The 21,156-nt window shown below is 63.5% G+C and carries 19 protein-coding genes and 3 tRNA genes; 11 read left to right on the top strand and 11 right to left on the bottom strand.

The features are described from left to right. Positions 1-9 precede the first annotated feature (9 nt). A complete protein-coding gene (locus I6E58_RS03080) occupies positions 10-1,230 on the bottom strand; it encodes a peptidoglycan DD-metalloendopeptidase family protein (protein WP_307841948.1) in 1,221 nt (406 codons plus the stop codon). Positions 1,231-1,540: 310 nt separating this feature from the next. Here I6E58_RS03080 and I6E58_RS03075 point away from each other — a divergent pair. From I6E58_RS03075 to I6E58_RS03065, 3 genes are all read left to right on the top strand, one after another. Then, positions 1,541-1,616: transfer RNA gene (locus I6E58_RS03075), tRNA-Glu, on the top strand. 24 nt (positions 1,617-1,640) lie between these two features. Next, positions 1,641-1,714: transfer RNA gene (locus tag I6E58_RS03070), tRNA-Asp, on the top strand. Between the two features lie 78 nt (positions 1,715-1,792). Further along, positions 1,793-1,865, top strand: a tRNA-Phe gene (locus tag I6E58_RS03065). A gap of 105 nt (positions 1,866-1,970) precedes the next feature. On the opposite strand, the gene I6E58_RS03060 is transcribed toward I6E58_RS03065, so the two are convergent. After that, complete coding sequence (locus tag I6E58_RS03060; RefSeq protein ID WP_197130283.1) at positions 1,971-2,837, bottom strand: neutral zinc metallopeptidase; 867 nt, start codon at positions 2,835-2,837, stop codon at positions 1,971-1,973. Between the two features lie 129 nt (positions 2,838-2,966). Here I6E58_RS03060 and I6E58_RS03055 point away from each other — a divergent pair, with 129 nt between their 5' ends. The 4 genes from I6E58_RS03055 to I6E58_RS03045 all read left to right on the top strand — a co-directional run bounded on the left by I6E58_RS03055 (position 2,967) and on the right by I6E58_RS03045 (position 6,697). Then, positions 2,967-3,980: a formylglycine-generating enzyme family protein gene (locus tag I6E58_RS03055; protein ID WP_231595130.1), complete on the top strand. Its 1,014-nt coding sequence runs from the start codon at positions 2,967-2,969 to the stop codon at positions 3,978-3,980. A gap of 28 nt (positions 3,981-4,008) precedes the next feature. After that, positions 4,009-4,140 carry a hypothetical protein gene (locus I6E58_RS14290; RefSeq protein WP_255531452.1) on the top strand — a complete coding sequence of 44 codons (132 nt, stop codon included), beginning with the start codon at positions 4,009-4,011 and terminating at the stop codon, positions 4,138-4,140. 140 nt (positions 4,141-4,280) lie between these two features. Beyond that, the gene (locus I6E58_RS03050) at positions 4,281-5,078 is read left to right on the top strand and encodes a tryptophan-rich sensory protein (RefSeq protein ID WP_197130280.1); all 798 of its coding nucleotides are present in this window, start codon (positions 4,281-4,283) and stop codon (positions 5,076-5,078) included. Then, positions 5,075-6,697, top strand: a complete 1,623-nt coding sequence (locus I6E58_RS03045) for a DHA2 family efflux MFS transporter permease subunit (RefSeq protein WP_197130278.1) — start codon at positions 5,075-5,077, stop codon at positions 6,695-6,697. The genes I6E58_RS03050 and I6E58_RS03045 overlap by 4 nt, the downstream gene beginning before the upstream one ends. Before the next feature lie 115 nt (positions 6,698-6,812). Here I6E58_RS03045 and I6E58_RS03040 read toward each other — a convergent pair whose 3' ends face one another. Further along, positions 6,813-8,936 carry an acyl-CoA dehydrogenase gene (locus I6E58_RS03040; protein WP_197130274.1) on the bottom strand — a complete coding sequence of 708 codons (2,124 nt, stop codon included), beginning with the start codon at positions 8,934-8,936 and terminating at the stop codon, positions 6,813-6,815. A 230-nt stretch (positions 8,937-9,166) separates the two neighbouring features. Between I6E58_RS03040 and trxA the strand changes: the two genes are divergently transcribed. Next, positions 9,167-9,568 carry a thioredoxin gene (trxA, locus tag I6E58_RS03035; RefSeq protein ID WP_129072333.1) on the top strand — a complete coding sequence of 134 codons (402 nt, stop codon included), beginning with the start codon at positions 9,167-9,169 and terminating at the stop codon, positions 9,566-9,568. A 92-nt stretch (positions 9,569-9,660) separates the two neighbouring features. On the opposite strand, the gene I6E58_RS03030 is transcribed toward trxA, so the two are convergent. The 7 genes from I6E58_RS03030 to I6E58_RS03000 form a co-directional block, all read right to left on the bottom strand. After that, positions 9,661-10,671, bottom strand: a complete 1,011-nt coding sequence (locus I6E58_RS03030; protein ID WP_197130271.1) for an iron-siderophore ABC transporter substrate-binding protein — start codon at positions 10,669-10,671, stop codon at positions 9,661-9,663. Positions 10,672-10,803: 132 nt separating this feature from the next. Next, positions 10,804-11,601, bottom strand: coding sequence for an ABC transporter ATP-binding protein (locus I6E58_RS03025; protein WP_197130268.1), 798 nt, complete (start codon positions 11,599-11,601; stop codon positions 10,804-10,806). Further along, positions 11,598-12,647, bottom strand: coding sequence for an iron chelate uptake ABC transporter family permease subunit (locus I6E58_RS03020; RefSeq protein ID WP_197130265.1), 1,050 nt, complete (start codon positions 12,645-12,647; stop codon positions 11,598-11,600). The genes I6E58_RS03025 and I6E58_RS03020 overlap by 4 nt, the downstream gene beginning before the upstream one ends. Continuing rightward, on the bottom strand, positions 12,644-13,681 hold the full coding sequence (locus tag I6E58_RS03015) for an iron ABC transporter permease (RefSeq protein WP_197130261.1): 1,038 nt from the start codon (positions 13,679-13,681) through the stop codon (positions 12,644-12,646). Before I6E58_RS03015 ends, I6E58_RS03020 begins: the two co-directional genes overlap by 4 nt. 21 nt (positions 13,682-13,702) lie before the next feature. Then, positions 13,703-14,656, bottom strand: a complete 954-nt coding sequence (locus I6E58_RS03010; protein ID WP_197130258.1) for a siderophore-interacting protein — start codon at positions 14,654-14,656, stop codon at positions 13,703-13,705. Positions 14,657-14,693: 37 nt separating this feature from the next. Continuing rightward, positions 14,694-15,188, bottom strand: a complete 495-nt coding sequence (locus I6E58_RS03005; RefSeq protein WP_197130255.1) for a helix-turn-helix domain-containing protein — start codon at positions 15,186-15,188, stop codon at positions 14,694-14,696. 96 nt (positions 15,189-15,284) lie between these two features. Continuing rightward, positions 15,285-15,974: a DUF2202 domain-containing protein gene (locus I6E58_RS03000; protein WP_197130251.1), complete on the bottom strand. Its 690-nt coding sequence runs from the start codon at positions 15,972-15,974 to the stop codon at positions 15,285-15,287. Between the two features lie 117 nt (positions 15,975-16,091). Between I6E58_RS03000 and I6E58_RS02995 the strand changes: the two genes are divergently transcribed. After that, positions 16,092-16,784, top strand: a complete 693-nt coding sequence (locus tag I6E58_RS02995) for a response regulator transcription factor (protein WP_197130247.1) — start codon at positions 16,092-16,094, stop codon at positions 16,782-16,784. Next, positions 16,781-18,142, top strand: coding sequence for a HAMP domain-containing sensor histidine kinase (locus tag I6E58_RS02990; RefSeq protein ID WP_197130245.1), 1,362 nt, complete (start codon positions 16,781-16,783; stop codon positions 18,140-18,142). Before I6E58_RS02995 ends, I6E58_RS02990 begins: the two co-directional genes overlap by 4 nt. Here I6E58_RS02990 and recQ read toward each other — a convergent pair. After that, on the bottom strand, positions 18,139-20,235 hold the full coding sequence (gene recQ, locus I6E58_RS02985; protein WP_374189182.1) for a DNA helicase RecQ: 2,097 nt from the start codon (positions 20,233-20,235) through the stop codon (positions 18,139-18,141). The two genes, I6E58_RS02990 and recQ, sit on opposite strands and share 4 nt — an antisense overlap. A 32-nt stretch (positions 20,236-20,267) precedes the next feature. On the opposite strand from recQ, the gene I6E58_RS02980 reads away from it, so the two are divergent. Further along, positions 20,268-21,146 (top strand): DMT family transporter, encoded by an 879-nt coding sequence (locus I6E58_RS02980; protein WP_129072342.1) that lies wholly within the window; start codon positions 20,268-20,270, stop codon positions 21,144-21,146. Positions 21,147-21,156 lie beyond the last annotated feature (10 nt).

Raw genomic sequence — 21,156 nt, 5'->3', positions numbered from 1 at the left:
GGCACCAATTTAGCCGAGGCGAATGCCTTCGTTCGACATGAACGGTACGGGGTTGGTGGTGTTCCAACTTTGCGGGCGAACCTCGAAGTGAAGGTGGCACCCGGTGGAATTTCCGGTGGTACCCACGTTGGCGATCTTGGTTCCGACCGCCACGCTTTGGCCGTAGGACACGTGGATGCCGCCATCGACGATGTGACCGTACGCTGTGCGAACGCCGCCAGCGTGCTCCAGGATGATGTAATTTCCGTAGCCGCCGTTCCAGCCGTAGCCGGCGTAAACGACCGTTCCGCTCGAGGCTGCGTAAATACCAGCGCCACAACCAGCACCAATATCGGTTCCCTTATGAAAGCTGGAACCGTAGTTCGAGCTATAGCCGTAGACCGACGTGATGTATCCCGCGGCGGGGCGAGCCCAACCGCTCAAGCTAATTTCACCGGCGTCAAGGTTGGGAACGTTAGCCGCCGCCGCAGCTTTTGCACGGGCGGCCTCACGCTTGCGCACGCCCTCCAAATAGCTCGCTTCGGTCGCCTCGCGAGCAGAAGTCAGCGCGGCGAGCTGAGCCTCGAACTCAATCTCGCGCTCTTGTTGCTCGGCCAGAGCCGTAGCGGCGGCCTGAGCTGCGGCCTGGGCCTCCACGAAGGCCTCCTCCGCAGCAATCTTGAGAACCTCAAGTTCAGCGCGAGCAACTTCAGTAGCGTCGCTCAGCGACTGAGCCGTATTGCGTGCCTGAACGGCCCGGTCGAAGAGAGAAGAAGTCTGCTGCGAAATCTTCGACGACATCCCCAAGTTGTAGAGCAGCGTCTCTGCGTCTTGAGCGTTGGTCAAGAGATTGGTCGTCACGTCGCCACCGCCGGCACGCACGAGCCGCACAGCGATCTCGCCGATGCGCGTCTCTGCTTCATCGGCTTCGATGCTGGCGGCATCCGCCTGTTCTTGCAGAGTTTCAGTCTGAGTCGCTTTGGCCTGATATTTCGTGTCGGCCTCTTGCCAGATGTTGCCCTTTTCTTCGGCCACCTTCTGGGCAGCCGCGGCATCGGCTTCGAGCTTAACGAGAGCTGCCTTGATGCGCTCCACGATCTTTTGGGTGGCGGCCTCATCGTCACGAGCCTCGGTGACATCACCCCACGTGGGGTAGTCATCGGCGAACGCTGCCTGGCTAGTGCCCGCGACAACACTCGCGCCTATGACGAGGCTGAGCGCGGCGGTGAACCCGAAAACGCGGAGAACCACGGAACGAAGACTGCGTTGAGCGGCGATCCCTCGACTCGAATGCATGGCCTTCATCAGTCCTCTCAGGGGTAGCGTGCTCCGGCGAAGAGCAATCAGCCGCGCGGAGAAAATACCTCACGGTGACCTCAGCTGGCCCTCAAACCTCAACCTCTCATCGAACGTAGTATCCGGCGCCTCAAAAGTCGGGTACATTTAAGCCTGTTGGAAAAAGCGCTTCGAGAAATATCAGGCAGTTTGCTTCTCAGTTTGGTAAATCACGAAACGCACCGTATGCTTTTCCCTCGGTAGCTAAGAAGTTCTGTGACTTCGAGGCCCCATCGTTTAGTGGCCTAGGACACCGCCCTTTCACGGCGGCAGCACGGGTTCGAATCCCGTTGGGGTCACCAGACACACACAGAATTTAATAGCTTGGCCCTGTAGCGCAGTTGGTTAGCGCGCCGCCCTGTCACGGCGGAGGTCGCCGGTTCAAGTCCGGTCAGGGTCGCAAACAGAAAGCCTCTTCGCAAGGAGGGGCTTTTTCTGTAGCAAGGGGAAGCTCTTGCGAGTAGGAGGAAACTCTTACGGCTCTGTAGCTCAGTTGGTAGAGCGCACGACTGAAAATCGTGAGGTCACGGGATCGACGCCCGTCGGAGCCACTTGACCCTTTCCCGGGCTTCTACCGGGCGAGGGTCATTTTTTTGCCCTCGTACTTGCAGCCAGTTCCGACGGGGAAGCCTGCACTGCACTCCCCCGGCCGAAACTTACGGCGTCGCGACCTCGAAGAGGTTGCAGGCGCTCGGCCCACCCTCTAGTCCGGTCGTGAACCACTGCTGGCGCTTATCGCTCGAGCCGTGCGTCCACGTTTCCGGAGTGACTTGCCCCTGCGTCGACTCCTGGATGCGATCGTCGCCGATCGCCGATGCAGCGCTCAGAGCATCCGCAATTTGGGCATCCGTCACAGGATCGAGAAAGACAACCCCGTCGTCATTTTTGATCGTGGATGCCGCCCCCACCCAAGCGCCGGCGAAGCAGTCAGCCTGCAGTTCGAGGCGAACCGAATCAGACGAGGGGCCAGTCGCTTGACGGTCAATTCCCTCCATGATTCCGGTGGAATTCTGGATGTGGTGCGCCCACTCGTGCGCGACTACGTACATTTCGGCGAGGGGACCGCCGGTAGCACCAAAACGGGTGCGCAGGTCATCGTAAAACGCGGTGTCGAGGTAGATTTTCTCGTCAGGCGGGCAATAGAACGGGCCGCTCGCGCTCGTCGCACTGCCGCATCCGGTGGTCGTCTGGTCAGTGAACAGCACGACGTTGGTGGTGCGGTAACCGTCAACTTCACTGGCCCAGTAGGTATCGAGCGAATCTGTGGCCCCCGCGATGCGGCAATCGATGCTGTCGTTAGCCGCCCCGGCAGTCTCGCACTCCGAAAGCGCTTGCCCCTGTTGCTGCTCGCTGCCGGTGCTACCGCCACCAGCGAGGCCCGTGAGGTCGATCCCGAGAAACTGGGACGCGATGAATAGCCCCACCACAAGGAGAGCGCTGCCGCCGCCGATTGCGAAGCCCTTGCCCGGGCCACGGCGAGAGACTCGGTCGGAATTGATGCGAGCGTTGTCGTTGAAAGTCACAGGCTGATTTTACTACCGGCGCCGACGTTCGGCATCAGGTGCTGGGCACCAAGATTAGAGGCCCACCCCAACCGCACTGCGGCTGAGCTGCTCAACTACGCCGCCACCTCGCGGGCGTAGGCTGGAACGATGGATGACGTGACGACAGGGGGCTGCGGCGATAACTGCGCCTGCACACCTCAGCGCAACGCGGCGGCGCCGCTCGGCATGCCGCTCTCCGCCCCTCCCGCAACTTCTGCCGATAGTGGATCGGTGACCTCGGCAGCAGGCTCCGGCGACCACCTCGTCGAGCAAGCCGCGATCCCCGCGGGCACCTTCGTGATGGGTGATTCCTCGGGTGACCGCAATGCAGCGGATGGCGAAGTGCCCCAGCATCCGGTCGCTCTCGAAGCATTCTCGATCGATGTCACTAGCGTGACCAACGACGACTTCGCGCGCTTCGTGGCCGCCACGGGCTACCTCACCGAGGCTGAGAGCTTTGGATACTCGGCGGTGTTCCACCTCGCGGTGGCCGCGCCCGACGCAGACATTGTGGGCCAGGCTGCAGGCGCGCCCTGGTGGTTCGGCGTGAACGCCGCCGATTGGAAGCACCCCGGCGGGCGTGACTCAAACCTTGACGGACTGGGCGATCATCCGGCCGTGCACATCAGCTTCAACGATGCCGAAGCGTATTGCGCCTGGGCAGGGCGACGGCTGCCCACCGAAGCTGAGTGGGAGTACGCCTCGCGCGGTGGCCTTGACCAGGCCAAGTACCCGTGGGGTGACGAGGAGATGGATGCCGGCGGCTGGCGCACCAACATCTTTCAGGGTGATTTTCCCCGCACCAACACCCTCGATGACGGATACCTGACTACTGCGCCCGTGCGCACCTTCGAGCCCAACGGCTACGGACTCTTCCAAACTGTCGGCAACGTGTGGGAGTGGTGCTCTGACTGGTACGACGCGAACTATTACGCGACGCTGCCTGTCGATGCCCCCACCGCGAACCCCCGCGGCCCGAGCGAGGGAACCGTGCGCGTGCTTCGCGGCGGCAGCTACCTGTGCCACATCTCGTACTGCAACCGGTACCGCAACTCGGCTCGCTCGCAGAACACGCCTGACTCCTCGATGGGCAACGCGGGGTTCCGCACAGTATCGCTCTAGCCAGAGGGCACTGCGGTAGCATCGAAGCATGAACTTCATCTCCGTCGTCACCGCTCTGGGCAAGGCTGTTCTCGTCGTTATCGGCGGGGTCGTCATCCTCACCGGCGTCATTTTGCTCGTGAACCTCGCGGTGCCCAGCCTGCTCGGCGGCTTCGCGTAACAATCGCGTCGGGTCGCACGGCCCACTGTCACGATTCGTGCCGTCGCACATAGCTTTTGAGCGCCATGCCTATTTCAGCGATTCTTCGGCTAACTCCGCTTCAAGAGTTCTAGGCTGGCAGCAAGCCTAAGGAGAACGTCATGCGCGAATCTAAAGATGTAGTCCGCCAGATCACAGTTGCTGCGAGCGCGACCTTTGCCCTCATCGGGGCCTTCGTGGGCTCCGGCGCTTATGGCGGCACCCCTGTTGAAGAAGTTGCGGGCGGTGCACTGAGCGCCGACGCTACCGTCATCGCCCCGGCCGGCTCCGCGTTCACCATCTGGAGCATCATCTACCTCGGTCTCGTTGCGTACGCCGTTTGGCAGATGTTGCCGAAACAGACCAACACCGAACTGCACCGTCGCGTGGGGTACTGGGTTGCTGCCTCTCTGGTGTTGAATGCGGCCTGGATTCTCTCTATCCAGTTCGACATGCTCGCCCTAAGCGTTCCCGTGATTATTCTTTTGCTCGTTGTGCTCGTCAGGGCATACCTGATTACCGTCAAGCTGCCCGCCGCCGGCGCGATCGATGCCGTCATCACAGACGGTACGATCGGTCTCTACCTTGGCTGGGTCTGCGTCGCGACCGCGGCTAACATCGCCGCGTGGCTCACCGCCACCGGGTTTACTGGCTTCGGCGTTTCGCAAGATGTCTGGGGCGTCGCTGTTGTCTTCGTCGCCGGCGCCGTCGGTATCGCGCTGGCCGCCCGCGGCCGCGCGCACTTTGCGCCATCTCTTTCGCTGAGCTGGGGGCTCGCGTGGGTTGCCGTCGGACGCCTCACCGGAGACCTCATCTCGCAGCCAACCGCGGTCGCCGCTATCGTCGCTCTCGTCGCGGTGCTCGCCAGTGCCGCGGTGTTCACCGCCGCACGCCTCAGGGCTGAACAGACCGCCCGATGAACGAGCGTCGCGCCTCCCGCAAGCGCTGGCTAGGGCTACTCTTCATCAGCATTGCGGTGGCGCTGATCATTGTCGACTCGACAATCGTCAACGTCGCGATCCCGTCGGTCGTCGAAGATCTCGATCTCAATTCCACCCAGGTGCAGTGGGTACAGGAGAGCTACACGCTCGTCTTCGCCGCTCTCCTTCTGGTATTCGGTACGCTCGCTGATCGCTACGGCCGGCGCCGCGTTCTCCTCATCGGCGTTATCGTCTTCGCTCTCTCCTCGATCCTGGCGGCCAACGCTGCCAGCGGAGAACTGCTGATCGCCTCCCGCCTCGTGCAGGGCATCGGCGGGGCCATGATCCTCCCGTCGTCGCTGTCGATCATCAACGCCACTTTCCGCGGTCGGGAACGCGCCATCGCGTTCGCCGTCTGGGGTTCCACGATCGGCGGAATGGCCGCTGTCGGCCCACTCCTCGGCGGCTGGCTCACGACGTATTACTCATGGCGCTGGGCGTTCGGCATCAACGTGCCTCTCGGCATCATCATCGTCATCGGCGTGCTGATCTATGCGACCGAGTCGAAAGAGCCGTCCGCCCAGCGACGAGTGGATGTCGTAGGCGCGCTTCTCTCCGTCGTTCTGTTCGCGTCGCTCGTCTTCGCCCTCATCGAGGGCCGCAGCTACGGCTGGTTCTTGAGCGATACCCCTCCCGATTTCTGGACACTGGATGTCTCCCCCATCCCATTCGCCTTCGCTCTCGCTCTCGTGAGTGGCATCGTGTTTGTGCGGTGGGGTTTCGCTCGCGAACGTGCCGGCAAGTCGACGATGCTCGCGTTCGGGCTGCTAAAGATTCCCTCGTTCCGCAACGGAAACATCGCGGCGATGATCGTCGCGCTCGGCGAGTTCGGCATCATCCTCTCGCTACCACTGTGGCTTCAAAACGTGCTCGGTTACGACGCCCTGCAGACCGGCCTCGTCATCCTCGCTCTGGCTATTGGCTCGTTCGTTGCGAGCGGTTTCGCGGGAGCCTTTGGCAACAAGGTCACTCCCGTGACGATTGTTCGGTTCGGAATCGGTGCCGAAATCATCGGCATCCTGCTCGTGGCACTTGTTCTGAGCCCCGACGCCGTCTGGTGGCACATAGCCCCCGGGCTGTTTGTCTACGGCTTTGGTGTCGGTCTCGCCACCGCCCAGCTCACGAGCGTGGTGCTCAAGGATGTTCCGCTCAGCCAGTCCGGTCAAGGTTCGGGAACCCAAAGCACCGCCCGCCAGATCGGCTCCGCGCTGGGCATCGCAATTCTCGGCACCGTGCTCTTCTCGAGCCTCGGCACCGGGCTCGATGCCAAGCTCGCCGAGCGCGCCGATATTCCCTCAGAGGCACGTAGCCAGATCGTCGACCTCGTCGTCGACTCCGCGGGCACCGGCATCAGTGCCCTCGATGCTCAGTCTCCGGATGCCGCAGCCGACGCCCGCCAGGCCTTCACCGACTCGACACGGTATTCCGCATTCGCGGCTGCCGGTTTCTTGGCGTTCGGGTTCCTCGCGAGCCTCCGCCTCGACAGCGGACGTCGCGGCGACGACGACGCCGAAGGCACGGCAGCAGACGAGAGTTCAGCGACCACGAGCGACGCCTAGCAGCTGGCTCGCGCCAGCAACCGACTCACCCAGCAACTAGCTCGGCGTGCAGCGCGCGCAGAAAAGGCTGGTTGCCCGCATAGTGCGGGCAACCAGCCTTTTTTAGTGCAGGCGCTTAGCGGCGCGTCTTCTGCTTCAGATCCTTCTCATGCACGGGCTCCTCGCCCGATGCCCGGCGCGCGGCGTAGTAGTCGCGAGCCTCGTTCTGGCGCTTCGCCTCAAGGCCAGAGGCAATCGGTGCGCGCACCAGCTCGTCGGTCAGACCGAACGCAGCCACGAGATCCAGAGCCTGCGGACGCAAACGCGGCAACAGACGGTCATCGATGTAGTCGGTGATGGCTTGAGCGCGGTTCGTGGAGATGCGACCGTGCATGAGGTACCACGCGAGGTTCTTCTCGATCAGCGTGAAGCCGAAGAGATCACGCAACCAGGTCATGACCTGAGCGGTGTCCTTGTCTTCGATCTTCTCAATAGCGCGAGTGAACGCCTCCCACTGCAGCAGCTCGCCGTGCGCGTACGCGGTCAGGATGAGCTGGTTCTGGTGACTATTGAAGAGAGCGGCAGCCTCGGCCTTCGGAAGCTTGCTGGCCGGACGCAACTTGCCCGCGACATCCGCCACCATCGTTTCGACACGATCGGTGAGCAGCTGGCGCTGCGAGTCGGTGTCGCGAACGTAGCCGATCGAGCGGGCGGTGGAACCGAAATCCACCACGTTCTGAGCGAAGCGGCGAAGACCCGTGCGATTGACGGCGGCCTCGTTGACCTGGTCGGCAACGTAGTGAGCCATCGCACCCGCATCCGCCCCCGCAAACTTGCGCGAGTAATCGGTGAGCAGGCGCTTAGCAACGAGCTGAAGCAGCACGTTGTTGTCGCCCTCGAAGGTGGCATAAACGTCGAGGTCAGCGCGCATCTGCGTGAGACGGTTCTCGGCCATAAAGCCCGAACCGCCGCAAGCCTCGCGGGCCTCTTGCAGGGTATCGAGCGCAGCCCACGTGCTGAGCGGCTTGAGCGCCGCCGCGATCGTTTCGAGGTCTTGACGATCGGCATCGGTGTCGGAGCGACCCGAGAAAACGCCATCGAACTTGTCGAGGAACTCCTCGTGCGCGAACGACATCGCGTAGGTCTGCGCCAGGCGCGGCAACAGGCGACGCTGGTGACGCTGGTAGTCCAGAATCACTTCTTCGTTCGTGTTGCTGGATGCCGTGAACTGGCGGCGCTCCGAACCGTATTTGATGGCGATGTTCAGGGCCAGCTTGCTCGCGAGCACCGCGGCGCCATCGAGCGAGACGCGGCCTTGAACGAGCGTGCCGAGCATCGTGAAGAAGCGACGGCCGGGGCTGTCGATGTCGGAGGTGTAGTCACCGTTCTCGTCGACGTTGCCGTAGCGGTTGAGGAGGTTGGTGCGAGGTACGCGAACGTGATCGAAGTGCAGACGGCCGTTATCGATACCGTTGAGGCCGCCCTTGAGACCGTCGTCTTCGGTCGAGACTCCGGGGAGCGGGCCGTTGTCATCGCGCAGCGGAACGTAGAACGCGTGAACGCCGTGGTTGACGTCCTTGGTGATGAGCTGGGCGAAGACCGTCGCTGCCTTGCCGTGGAGGGCCGCGTTGCCGAGGTATTCCTTCCAGGCGGCACGGAACGGAGTGTTGATGACGAACTCGTCAGTGTCGGGGTCGTAGGTCGCGGTCGTGGCGATGCTCGCGACATCCGAACCGTGACCGATCTCGGTCATCGCGAAGGCACCGGGAGTCTTGAGGCTCATGATGTCGGGAAGCCACTTGTCGTGGTGTTCCTTCGTGCCGAGGTGGACAACGGCGGAGCCAAAGAGACCCCACTGCACGCCCGACTTGATCTGCAGTGACGGGTCGGCCAGAACGGTCTCTTCGAAAGCCGCGATGTTTCCGCCGTGGTTGTCTTCGCCGCCGAGGTCGACCGGGAATGCGCGGTGAACAGCGTTGTTGTCGACGAGCAGCGAGAGCTGGTGAAGCACTCGCTCGCGGTGGTCTTCCATCGAGAGACCGTCGACGCGATGGAACTCAGGGTTCGACATCAGCGTGCGCGATTCTTTGCGCTCCTTCGCCCACTTACCGAGAAGGTATTCGCCCAACCATTCAACGTTGATGGTGGGAGCAGCAGCAGCGTTAGCGGCAGCTGCAGTGCTGGAGGTCGCGGCGTCGTCGGCGGGGGTGGATGACTCCGGCGCCGACTCGGTCGCCGTGTGGTTGTGAACCTGGGTCATGGCTATCTCGATTCGTGAAAGTGCGGTAACCACAACGTACGACCGGTCTGCGCGCGCGCAAAGTGTCTCGTGCACCGTCAACCAAGGGGATGCCGGACCCACCGCATCCGTTTGTGCGAAACCGCAAAACAGTCGCCGTAGCGTTGTGGGATGTCGTGCGAATCCAGTGACCATTGGCCCGGGAATCTTTGTTCAGCCGCCGTTGTTGGGGTGCATGAAAGGATGTAACTATGTCGACAATCACACTCACCTCAGAAGACTTTGGCCAGGCGATCACTAAAGAGGGAATCACGCTTGTTGATTTCTGGGCTGAATGGTGTGGCCCCTGTAAGCAGTTCGGGCCCATCTTTGAAGCCGCAAGCGAAGCCCACCCGGACATCACGTTCGGCAAGGTAGACACCGAAGACCAGCAGGAACTCGCGGGCGCTGCCGGAATCACCTCGATTCCGACGCTCATGGTGTTCCGCGAAGGCGTACTCGTCTTCTCGCAGCCTGGCGCCCTCCCCGCTCCTGCTCTCGAGCAGGTCATCGAAGGCGCCAAGAATCTCGACATGGTCGAGGTTCACAAGCAGGTTGCTGAACAGCAGGCGGCTGCAGAAGCTGGCGAAGCGCCGGCCGAGCACTCCCACTAGTCGCTAGTCGCTAGTCGCTAGCACAACCGCAGACCACAAAGGCCCCGCCGACGCAATGTCGGCGGGGCCTTTTCTGTGGACGAGCACGTGCGTTAGTTCAGAGCGCCAGCAATCGCGTCTACGAAACTATCGATCCCCCAGGGCAGAGAGAGCGCCGTGGGAGGCGACACTGACGCGACGAGCGATGCGCCATTGACGGCAACGAGGCCACCGTTCGCGACAGCAGGGATGCTCTGCGCATACGGCTGCGCGGCGAAGGTGTCGCCGACTTCTTCGGTCTCGGCGTACGCGATCAGCAGGTCGCTGTCGAGGTCGTCAAGCTTTTCGTAGCTGAGCGTGTAGAAGAAGGTGGAGTCGCCATTCGACAGAGCATCAACGGCGGGTGCATTCTCGAGACCGAGGTCGAGCAAGAACTCGACGCGGGGGTCGGCGGGCTTGTAGACGTAGAAGGTTCCACCGACGTCGAAGGTCGCAGCGACAGTCTTGCCCTCGAACTCAGGATTCTCGGCCGCCTTCTCCGCGACGAGAGCGTCGATGCTTGCCAGGACCTCATCCGCTGCAGCCGACTGGCCGAGAGCGGCGCCCGTGATGCTGATCACGTCGCGCCACGGAGTGGTCCACGGCTGGTCGGGGTAGGCGACGACGGGGGCAATCTCGCTGAGCAGGTCGTACTGCTCTTCAGTTATTCCCGAGTAGGTGGCGAGGATGAGGTCGGGAGCGGCTTCCGCGATCTGCTCATAAGCGGGAGCATCCGCGGTGGCAGGGAAGATCAGCGGGGTCTCGGCACCCATCTCGGTGAGAGCATCCGCCGCCCATGGCAAAACGCCATTCTCGTCGCCGCCGTAGTTCTGAGCTTCCATGCCGACAGGTACAACCCCGAGGGCGAGAACGGCGTCGCCGCTACCCCAGCCCAGGGTCAGGACGCGCTGCGGTTCGCTCTCAATGACGGTCTCGCCGAACGCGTGCTCGATCGTGACCGGGAACGCGTCGGATGCTGCCGGCGCTTCGGTGTCGGACTCGGAAGTGGACGCGGCGCATCCACTCAACGCAATGAGGGCAGCGGTGGCCGCAGCGAATGCTGCGAGGCGGGGTCGGCGTGACATTGATCTCCTCGATCGGACTATGGGTGCAGGGTAAGGATAGGCTTGCCTTAGTGAATAGTGCAAGCGGAGTTGCTGTCGCCAACAGCGCCGAGGCGAGCTAATGACGAGGTGCGCGGGTAACCGCGTAACGCGCTAACGCCGCCTCAGCGGAATCACCATCGGCGAATGCGAGACCGGGTCTTCGATGATCCGGGCTTCAAGGCCGAAGGCCTCCAGCATCCGTTCGGCAGTCACCACCTCAGCGGGAGTGCCCTGCGCGATGACGCGCCCTTCGCACATGAGGATCATGTGGTCGGCGTAGCGGGCGGCGAGGCTGAGTTCGTGCAGCACCATGACGATCGTTGTGCCACGTTCGCGATTGAGGTCGGCGAGCACGTCGAGAGCATCAAGTTGGTGGCGCACATCCAAGAACGTTGTGGGCTCGTCGAGCAGCAGAATGTCCGGGTCCTGACTCAGGGCCATCGCGATCCAGACCCGCTGGCGCTGCCCACCCGAGAGCTCCTCGATGCGGCGCGATGCTAACTGGGCCGTGTCAGTCGCTTCGAGTGCGTTCTCGACGGCTGCCTCATCCGCTGCTGACCACTGCTGAAACCAGCCCTGATGCGGGTAACGCCCGCGAGCCACCAGATCGCGAACCGTGATGCCCTCTGGCGCGATCGGGGACTGCGGCAAGATACCTACGACCTGCGCGATCTCTTTCGAGGGCGCCGAATGGATGTCACGTCCGTCGAGCGTGACGTGACCCGACGCCGGTCGTAGCAATCGTGACAGCCCCCGCAGCAGCGTCGATTTGCCACAGGCATTGGCGCCCACAATCACCGTGACCTTGCCGTCAGGAATCTCGACGCTCAAGTCGGACACGATATCGCGGCCACCGTAGTTGAGGGTGATGTTCTCGGCGCGGAGCGTGTGCGCCTGTTTCTGCTTCACGATGCACGTCCTTCGCGGTTGGTGGTGGAGATGAGCCACAGCAAGTAGGGGGCGCCCACAATGCCGGTGACGATCCCCGTGGGCACTTGAGTGCCAGTGGAGAGCAGGTGTTGAGCAACGAAGTCGGCACCGAGCACGAGAACGATGGCGACGAGCGCGCTCGGCACGAGCGCGAGACCTCCCCCGCGCACCAGGCGTCGAGCGATCGGGGCGGAGACAAACGCGACGAAGGCGAGTGGCCCTACTAGTGCTGTCGCGATCGCGACGAGAGCGACGGCTACGACGATGAGGGCGAGCCGCGATCGCTGCACAGAGACCCCGAGACCCGCAGCAAGATCATCGCCGAGCTGCAGCATCCGGAGCTTGGATGCGAGCAAAAAGACGGCAGGCAACAGGATGGCTAGGCTGACGGCCATGATGAGGATGTCATCCCAGCTGGCACCACCGAGCCCACCGACCATCCACACGAGCGCCTGTTGCGCGTCGCGCACGTCGCCGCGCGTGATGAGGTAGCCGATCACCGATTGCGCCATGAATGCGATGCCAACGCCGATCAAAACGAAGCGCATGCCGTTCATGCCGGAGCGCCACGACAGCAGGTAGATCGTGAAGGCCACGAGGAGGGCTCCACCCAGGGCGGAGAGCGAGACAACGAGGCCGGTCGCGCCGAAGACGAGCAGGCTGAGGACGGCCGCAACGCTGGCTCCCCCGCTGATACCGATGATGTCGGGGCTCGCTAGCGGGTTGCGGAGAAGCGTCTGGAACAGGGCCCCGGCGAGGCCGAAGCCCACCGCCACCAGAATGGCGAGCAGCACCCGCGGCAGCCGCAGCTTGAACACGATGAACTGGTCGGAGGAGGTGCCACCACCGACCAGTGTCGCGAGCAGATCGGGCAGCGTGAGCGTATATGCCCCAACCGCAATACTGACGAGAGCGAGTGCTACGGCGACGACGCTCAGCCCGACGACTATTCGTACCGTGCGAGCCGCCAGCGGGTTTCGGGAGGCTGGACTTGCCCCCACGTTCGCACCGGGCACGGCGGTCACAGCCCGGCCAACTTCACTCGGCGCACGAGCGCGATCATGACCGGAGCACCGATGACGGCAACAACGAGCCCCGCCTCGAGTTCGGACGGCGCGACGATAAGGCGACCCACGATGTCAGCGATGAGCAGCAGGCTTGGGCCGACGATGGCGGAGACGGCGATGATCCAGCGGTAGTCGGGGCCCGTGAAAGGGCGCACGATGTGCGGCACCACGAGGCCGACGAAGACGATCGGTCCGGCGAGCGCAGTGGCAGATCCGCAGAGCAGTACGACAGCTGCGGCGGCGACTGCCCGCGCAACGTAGACCCGCTGGCCGAGGCCGCGAGCGAGGTCATCTCCAAGGGCGACGAGGTTGAGCATCCGCCCCGAAATGATCGCAAGGACGGCACCGGCGATGACGAACCCGATCGTGAGGCGCACGGCCTCGAGGTCACGGCTGGCGAGCGAGCCCACCGACCAGAAACGGAAAGTGTTGAGGGTGTCGGTGTCGGAGATGAGAACGAGTGAAATGACGGAGGTGATGCCGGCGGTGACGGCGGTTCCCGCGAGCACGAGCTTGACCGGGGTTGCGCCTTCTCTGCCGAGGGAGCCGATCGCGTAGACGATGGTGGCCGCCGCGGCAGCTCCGGCAAAGGCGAACCAGATGTAGCCGGTGGGGTTCGTGATCGAGAGCACGCTGATCGCAAACACGACCGCGAGCGACGCACCAGCATTGACTCCGAGCAGCCCGGGATCGGCGAGTGGGTTACGCGTGACGCCCTGCATGACAGCTCCGGCAACGCCGAGCGAGAGCCCGGCGAGGAGCCCGACGATCGTGCGCGGCAGCCGCAGTTCGCGAATCACGAGCTGATCGTTGTTGCCTGCTTCGGGGGCAAAGAGCGCTTGCCAGATCTGAGAAAACTCAACGCCGCGAGCGCCGAGCGCCAGACTCAGCACGAGCACAATCGCGAGCAGCCCAAGGGCAGAACCGAGAGTGACCCAGCGTTGGGTGCGCAGGCTCAGCCGTGCGCGCGAAGCCGGAGCAGTCTGGGTCATGGTCGGGTGCGGTGGTGCGAGCTACTGCGCTTCGGACTTGCCGAGACGCCAGTACCCCATGAACGCCACTTGCTTGCGGTCAACGCCGGTCTCGCTCACGAGAAAGCGACGCAGAAGCTTGATGACGCAGGCCTCGGCGGCAAGCCAGGCATAGAAGTGCGTTCCGGATGCTTCGCCCGGCGAATCCCAGAGAAGCTCGGTGTCCACGTCGATGTCACCGAGGGGTTGAGCTGCCGGCGAGAGTGCGGGCAACACGAGTGAGGCGTTAGCTTTCGTCCACGCCCGAACGGCGGGGTCGAGCGCGGAACCTGCGGGCTGCTCGCCGCGCGAAAGCCACGTGACGTGGCAGTTACTCGCAAGGTTCAGCGGCGGCTGGTCTGCGGCATCCGGAATCTCGATGAACGCGTGCGCCTGCACGCTGGGGTCGAGGCGTTCAAGGATGCTGCAGATGGCGGGGGCGGATGTTTCGTCACCAGCCAGAAGAACGGTGCGGGCGGGGCCCGGGTGCCAGTCGATGCCGATACCCGAGTGGATGCTTGCTGCGTCGGGCCCGACGATGATTACCTCGTCGCCGATCGCCGCGTTGTCGAGCCAGCGGCCAGCGGGGCCATTAGCGCCGTGAAAGACCATGTCAACGTCGATCTCGCGGAGTTCGGGGCGCACGGCACGAATCGTGTAGGTGCGGAACGGGTTGCGGGCTTCGTCGGGCAGTGCACGCCAGCGGGCGTACCACGTGCCCTCGGCGATGGTCTGCGGATCGGTGGCACCGACGTCGCTCAGGCCGATGCCCGGCAACGGGAAAACGATCTTGATGCGCTGGTCGAAGCCGTCAGTTCCGAAGGTCTCGAACTCGGCGCCTGTGAAGGTGACGCGTCTAAAATGAGGCGAGAGTACCCGGATGTTTTCGACCCGCGCAGCGAACGGCCGATAGCCCGGACGGGCATCTTTCGCAATCTCGCGCTCCAAGGTAAGCATTGCCTAAGTATGGCATACCTAACCTGAGTCAAACAGGTTAGATTTCGCGGCTCCGCTGCAGCTTGCGCTCACGCTTGCTGCGCGACAGCGGGAATGTGCGCTCAAGGTACGGCTCGAGAACAAGGCGCTCTAGGGCGATGAAGATGAGAGTGCCGCCGAGCCAGTAGGCGACCAAACCCACGCTCGAAAACTGGGTGTTGATCGCAAAGCTGAACATGCTGACGACCACCCCCACACCGATGAATAGCCACACCCAGGCGCTCAACGCCCGGTTGCGAGCGCGCTGCTGGTCCTGAGCACGCGATTCAAAGGAGTCAACCCGCCCGCTCAATTCATCGCTCTCGATCGCGGCGAAGAGATCCCGAACGGGCACCCCAAGCGCATCGGCCACGAGCGAGAGCGTCTCGAGGCTGGCATCGCTACCCGCCTCCAATCGTTGGATGGTGCGGATGCCAACTCCGCATTCGGCGGCAAGCTTCTCTTGGGTCCAGCCGCGCTCTCGGCGCAGGTCAACTATGCGTGTTTCGTTCATGTGACCAATACTCCACGATACGGCGGATGCGGGCCACGCCAGCCACCCGTCAGTGGCGCGCCACCTTGCCGCCGGTGGCCCGCCAGCCTTCCGGCATCAACCGCCAAACGCCGTCAGGTGCTTTTCGGATGCCGCGAGCAGTCGTTCGTAGACGACGATTACGTCAGGCGCCGTCGCGTCATCCGCTGCGGCTGCAAGGTCTCGGATATCGGTCTTTTCGACCGTGCGGGCTGCTTCGTAGGCACCGTCTCGACTCTCGGAGCCTTGCGCGAGGAGGGAATCATAAAGCTCCTGCATGCTCTCCGAATCAAATTCGCCTACGGCTTGCCCGACGGTGGGATCGGTCAGCTCATAGCGTTCGAGCAGCGTCTGCACTGCCGACAGGTGGTTGCTCTCAGCATTAGCGATGTTACCGAAGACCTTGTCGCCATAGAGATCGCCAAACTCGATGTACAGATCGTGGGCGACCTTCTCTTCCTCGGCCATCAGTGAGAGCGTCGCTTCCTGTTCGCCCGTCAGCGTGCCACTGTCGAGACCGCTAATCTCGCCCGTCTCGGAGTGGTCCGAGCCGTGGCCGCCGCGACCGTCACGATCTGTTTTCCACGACGGCGACTCATCGCCCATCATGCGATCTGAACGTTCCAAAGAGTGACCGCTCTGGCTGAATCCGGCGGTGTTCGCGATGTGGCCGACCTTTGCTCCGACAGCGAAGCTAGACCCGGCGATGAGAGCGACCGCGACGACGCCGCCGACGATCGAAGTGGTGATGATGGTTGCCTTGCGCATGTGGTTCTCCTTTTTCTTGGTGTAGCTCCACAGTGCTCGTGCGGTGTGGAGGACAGGACGCATCCGTGTGGAGATGGTGTGGAGACTGCATTTTCGCGTCGTGGAATAAGGTGAGGTATGCCAACCGTGCTGGTCGTCGAAGATGAGCGAGACATCCGCGAGGTGCTTCGCCGCTACCTTGAGCGCGCCGGATTTTCCGTGCTGACCACGGGATCGGGGGCCGAAGCCCTCACACTGTTTGCCTCGGCAGATCTCGTGCTGCTCGATCTCGGCCTACCTGACATCGAAGGCACCGACCTGCTTCGTGAGATCAAAGCCCTGGGCAGCCTCCCGGTCATTGTCTTGACCGCGCGAAGCTCGACGGAGGAACGCATTCGAGGGCTCGAACTCGGGGCCGATGACTACGTTACGAAGCCCTTCAGCCCTCACGAAGTGGTCCTGCGCGTTCAGGCGGTGCTCAATCGCCACGGAGGCTCCGCAGCCGAAAGTGAGATCGCGACCTACGGCGGCGGGCGGCTCCGAATCGATGACAATTCCCACCGGGCCTGGTTGGATGACGCGGAGCTCGACCTCACCCCCACCGAGTGGGGGCTGCTGTCTGCCATCGCCGCTGCCGCCGGGCGGGTCTATTCACGCTACGAGTTAGTGAATCGGGTTCGCGGCTACGAATACGAAGGCTACGAGCGCACGATCGACTCCCACATCAAGAACCTGCGCCGCAAACTGGGCGCCGAGGGATCTCAGGTCATCGAAACAGTACTGGGTGTCGGCTATCGCCTCGGACTCAGCAGAGACGAGGAACAGCGATGACGCGCTCCTCCGGCCTCAACCTGTTCAGACTCGGTGCGCTCGGGACCCGCATTCTCCTGGCCTTCGTTGCCGTCGCCCTCTCCACGGTAGTGGTACTAGCGGGGGCCGCCCTCACCGGCGTTGACCGCGGGGTGCAAGCTGGCGAACAAGCAGACCGCCAAGAGGTCGCCGACTCCGTCGCCGCCGCTGCTGCTGAGGACTACCAGCGTGCGGGAAACTGGGATGACGCCAACCTGTCCCGTGCTGTGCGGATCGGGGAGGCGGCATCCGCTCGCTTGGTCATCCTCGACGCTTCGGGAACAACAGTGACTTCGAGCGGAATCCCCAACGATAATTCTCCCGGCGGAGGCGGAGTTCTCGGTTCCTCCGCCAGCGTTGCCGAGATCACCGTCGACGGTTCATCGGTAGGCTCCGTGCGCGTCGCACTATCGGCCTCAACATCGTCGCCAGTGGTCGATATCGCGTGGAAGTGGATCGTGATCGCCGCCTTCGTCGCTCTCGCGATCGCCTTCGCAGCGAGTTGGATTGTCACGCGTTTTCTCGTCGGGCCGCTGCACATGGTGACGGCTGCCGCCCGCTCTTTCGCCGCCGGCGATCGTGCCTCACGGGTGGCTGGCCAAGCGCCGGGCGAACTCGGAGAGCTCGCCGTGGCGTTCAATGCGATGGCCGATGACGTTGCTCGCTCCGAGCGCGACCGTCGCCAACTCACGGCCGATGTTGCCCATGAACTACGCACTCCCCTTGCCGCCCTCCAAGCAGGTCTGGAAGAGCTTCGCGACGGTCTGATCGACCCCGATGCTGAACGCCTGGCGGCGCTGCACGATCAATCGCTCCGGCTCGGACGCATAGTCGCGGATCTCGCCGAGCTGTCTGCCGCCGAATCCGCCGGCGCCCTTCCCCACGAGAACCGTGTCGATTTGGCTCAGATCGCCCAGGAAGAGCTAGCGCTTCACGCCGCCCAGCTTCGCGCGGCTGGGCTGCGCGTCGTCGCTGAGTTGCCCGCGCCGGTGTTCGTGCAGGGCGACGCCGACCGCCTTCATCAAGCGATCGGCAACGTTATCGCCAACGCTGTGCGCTATTGCCGCGACCAAGACTCACTGACGATCGCGGTAGCCGCACAGGAGAACGAAGCCGTACTCACAATTTCGGACACCGGACCCGGCATCCCTGCTGACGATCTGCCCTACGTTTTCGATCGGCTCTGGCGGGGAGCCACCGCTCGCGACATCGTGGGTTCCGGTATTGGCCTCGCCGTGGTGCGCGAAATTGTTACCCAGCACGGCGGTAGCGCAGAAGTCGAGTCCGCTGTCGGAGAAGGCACCCGGATCATCATCCGGCTTCCCCTCGCAGCGGTCTAGAACTCAGGCGGTCCGTCGTAGGGAGCGTCGTCATCCGAGTAGAACGGGATGTCGTCTTCGTCACCGGGAACTGGGGTCGCTTTGGTCGGAGCAGGGCGTGACGCGGCCGGGCGCGATGCCGGCCTCGAAGCCGCTGGCCGTGATGCTGCTGCGGGCCGCGACTGACGCGCCGGAGCACCTGGAGCTGCTGCAGCGAACGCCGGCACAGCTGCCGAGACAGCACCGCTTCCGGCTTCGGCCTCACCTGATCCGCCGGCCACAACCGCGAGCACAGCGGCGCCGTACGTCTCAAGCTTCTTCTCGCCAACACCGCTGATCTCCGAGAGCTCGGCGAGAGACTCGGGCCTGGTCACGGCGATACCGCGCAGAGTGGCATCCGCAAACACGACATAGGCGGGAACACCGTTGTCGCGAGCCACACCGGAACGCCACGAGCGCAGGTTCTCGAACAGGTCGGTCGCCGAAGCGGGCAGATCGGTCATGACCTTGCGCTTGGCGGCACCGCCGCTGGCACCCGAACCGCGAGCCTTGCGCGGTGCTTCCTTGCGCAGCTTCACGGTGCGGTCGCCGCTCAGCACCGACCCACTTTCGGGAGTGATCGCGAGCGTGCCGTACTCCCCTTGCACCGTGAGCAGCGATTGCGCGAGCAGTTGCCGCACGACGGAGCGCCAGTCTTGCTCCGACACATCCGAACCGATACCGAAGGTCGCGAGATCGTCGTGACGTTGCTGCGTCACCCGCGGTGTGGTCTTGCCGATGAGGATGTCGACCAGGTGACCCGCGCCAAACTTCTGGTTGCGCTCGCGCTCCAGTCGCACAATTGTGGACATCAGCTTTTGGGCCGCGACCGTGCCATCCCACGACTCGGGCGGAGACAGGCAGGTATCGCAATTGCCACACGCTGTGGACTCCTGGCCGAAGTAGCCGAGCAGCTGCACACGACGGCACTCGACGGTTTCGCACAGGGCGAGCATCGCATCAAGGTGAGCGCTCAGATTGCGGCGGTGAGCCAGGTCGCCACCCGACTGATCGATCATGCGGCGCTGCTGCATGACATCCTGCAAGCCGTAGGCCAACCACGCGGTCGCGGGCAGGCCGTCACGACCGGCACGACCCGTCTCTTGGTAGTAGCCCTCGACGCTCTTGGGCAAGTCGAGGTGCGCCACGAAGCGCACGTCGGGCTTGTCGATGCCCATGCCGAAAGCGATCGTTGCGACCATGACCATGCCCTCTTCGCGCAAGAAGCGGCTCTGGTTGCTGGCGCGAATCTTGGAGTCGAGACCCGCGTGATACGGCAGCGCGGGGATACCGTTCTCGACCAAGAACTGCGCGGTCTTCTCAACCGAGGCCCGCGACAGGCAGTACACGATGCCGGCGTCGCCCGAGTGCTCGGTGTTCAGCAGCGTAAGCAGTTGCTGCAGCGGCTGCGCCTTCGCTTCGATGCGGTACTGGATGTTGGGCCGGTCAAAACTAGAAACGAACGGAGTAGCGCTATCGAGCTTCAGCCGCTGCGCGATCTCTTTGCGAGTGGCTTCGGTCGCGGTGGCCGTGAGCGCGATGCGCGGGACGCTCGGCCACAGGTCATGCAACACATCGAGCTGCAGGTAGTCGGGGCGAAAGTCGTGGCCCCACTGCGCCACACAGTGCGCCTCGTCGATGGCGAAGAGCCCGATCTGGCCCTGCTTGAGCAGTGACACGGTGGACGAGACGCGGAGGCGCTCGGGCGCGAGGTAGAGCAGATCCAGCTCACCAGCCCGGTACGCGTTTTCGACGCGAGTGCGCTCGTCGGCGGACTGGGTGGAGTTGAGAAACTCGGCACGCGCGCCGACGGCGGCGAGGGCATCCACCTGATCTTGCATCAGGGCAATGAGGGGCGAAATGACAACGCCAGTGCCCTCGCGAACGATCGCGGGGATTTGGTAGCACAGCGACTTGCCGCCGCCGGTAGGCATGAGCACGAGGGCGTCACGGCCCTGCACGATCGTGTCGATAATCTCGCCCTGCTGCCCCCGGAACGAGTCGTAACCGAACGTGGACTCAAGAACAGACTGGGCAGACACCATGCCGAGAAGTCTAGGCGCAGCCACTACCATTGGCTTGATTCGTCCCCATAGCGACAGGCGCCATGTTCACCGTATTTCTCGGACTCTCGGGTGCGCTCACTTTCGGTGCTGCTGACTTCTTCGGCGGCATAGCGGCGAAGCGAATCAGCGCCATTCTGGCCACTGCAGTCGGAGCCGTCACCGGCCTTGCGGTGCTGCTGCTGATCTTCCCGTTCGTTCCCGCCGTGTGGTCGACAGAAGCGGTGCTCTACGGTGCTCTCGCGGGCGTGAACAGCGCGTTCGCGATCGGGTTGCTCTACGCGTGCCTTGCGATCGGCCCGATGAGCATCCTCTCCCCCGTGACCGCTGTGATGTCGGCCATTGTGCCAGTGACCGTGGGTCTGTTGCGCGGAGAATCACTCGGTGCGTTCGGCCTCATCGCTATCCCTGTCGCGCTCATCGCTGTCGTGCTTGTGGGATTCGTTCCCGAAAAGGGTGCCGTGCGCCCGAGCGCCAAAGCCCTGCTGATGGCGGTGGGCGCTGGCGTCTCGATTGGCCTATTCTTTGTGATTCTGGATGCCGCCCCCGACGATTCCGGCATCATCCCGGTCGTCGGAAACCGTGTCGTGAATGCGCTGCTCATGTTCGGCACGTTCTTCGCGGTGACCGCGCTGGCTAAGCGAAAACGATCCGGAGCGCCAGCCCCCGCCCGATCGCCCCTCTGGCGTCGCGGAATCTACTTTGCGATGGCCGGCGGCACGCTCGACGTGCTCGCCAACATGGCCATCATCACGGGCGTACGCACGGGCGACCTTTCGGTTATCGCTGTGCTCACCGCGCTCTACCCGGCCGGCACCGTTCTGCTGGCCGCGATCGTGCTGCGGGAGCGGATCGCGCCCGTGCAGTATGTGGGCATTGTGCTCGGCATCGCCGCGAGTGTACTACTCGTGGTTGGCGGCTAGCGCGCGGCCT

The organism is Salinibacterium sp. SWN1162 (assembly GCF_015864675.1).
In the GTDB taxonomy this organism is placed as follows: Bacteria; Actinomycetota; Actinomycetes; order Actinomycetales; family Microbacteriaceae; genus Rhodoglobus.
This window is presented reverse-complemented; position numbering and strand designations above follow the sequence as displayed.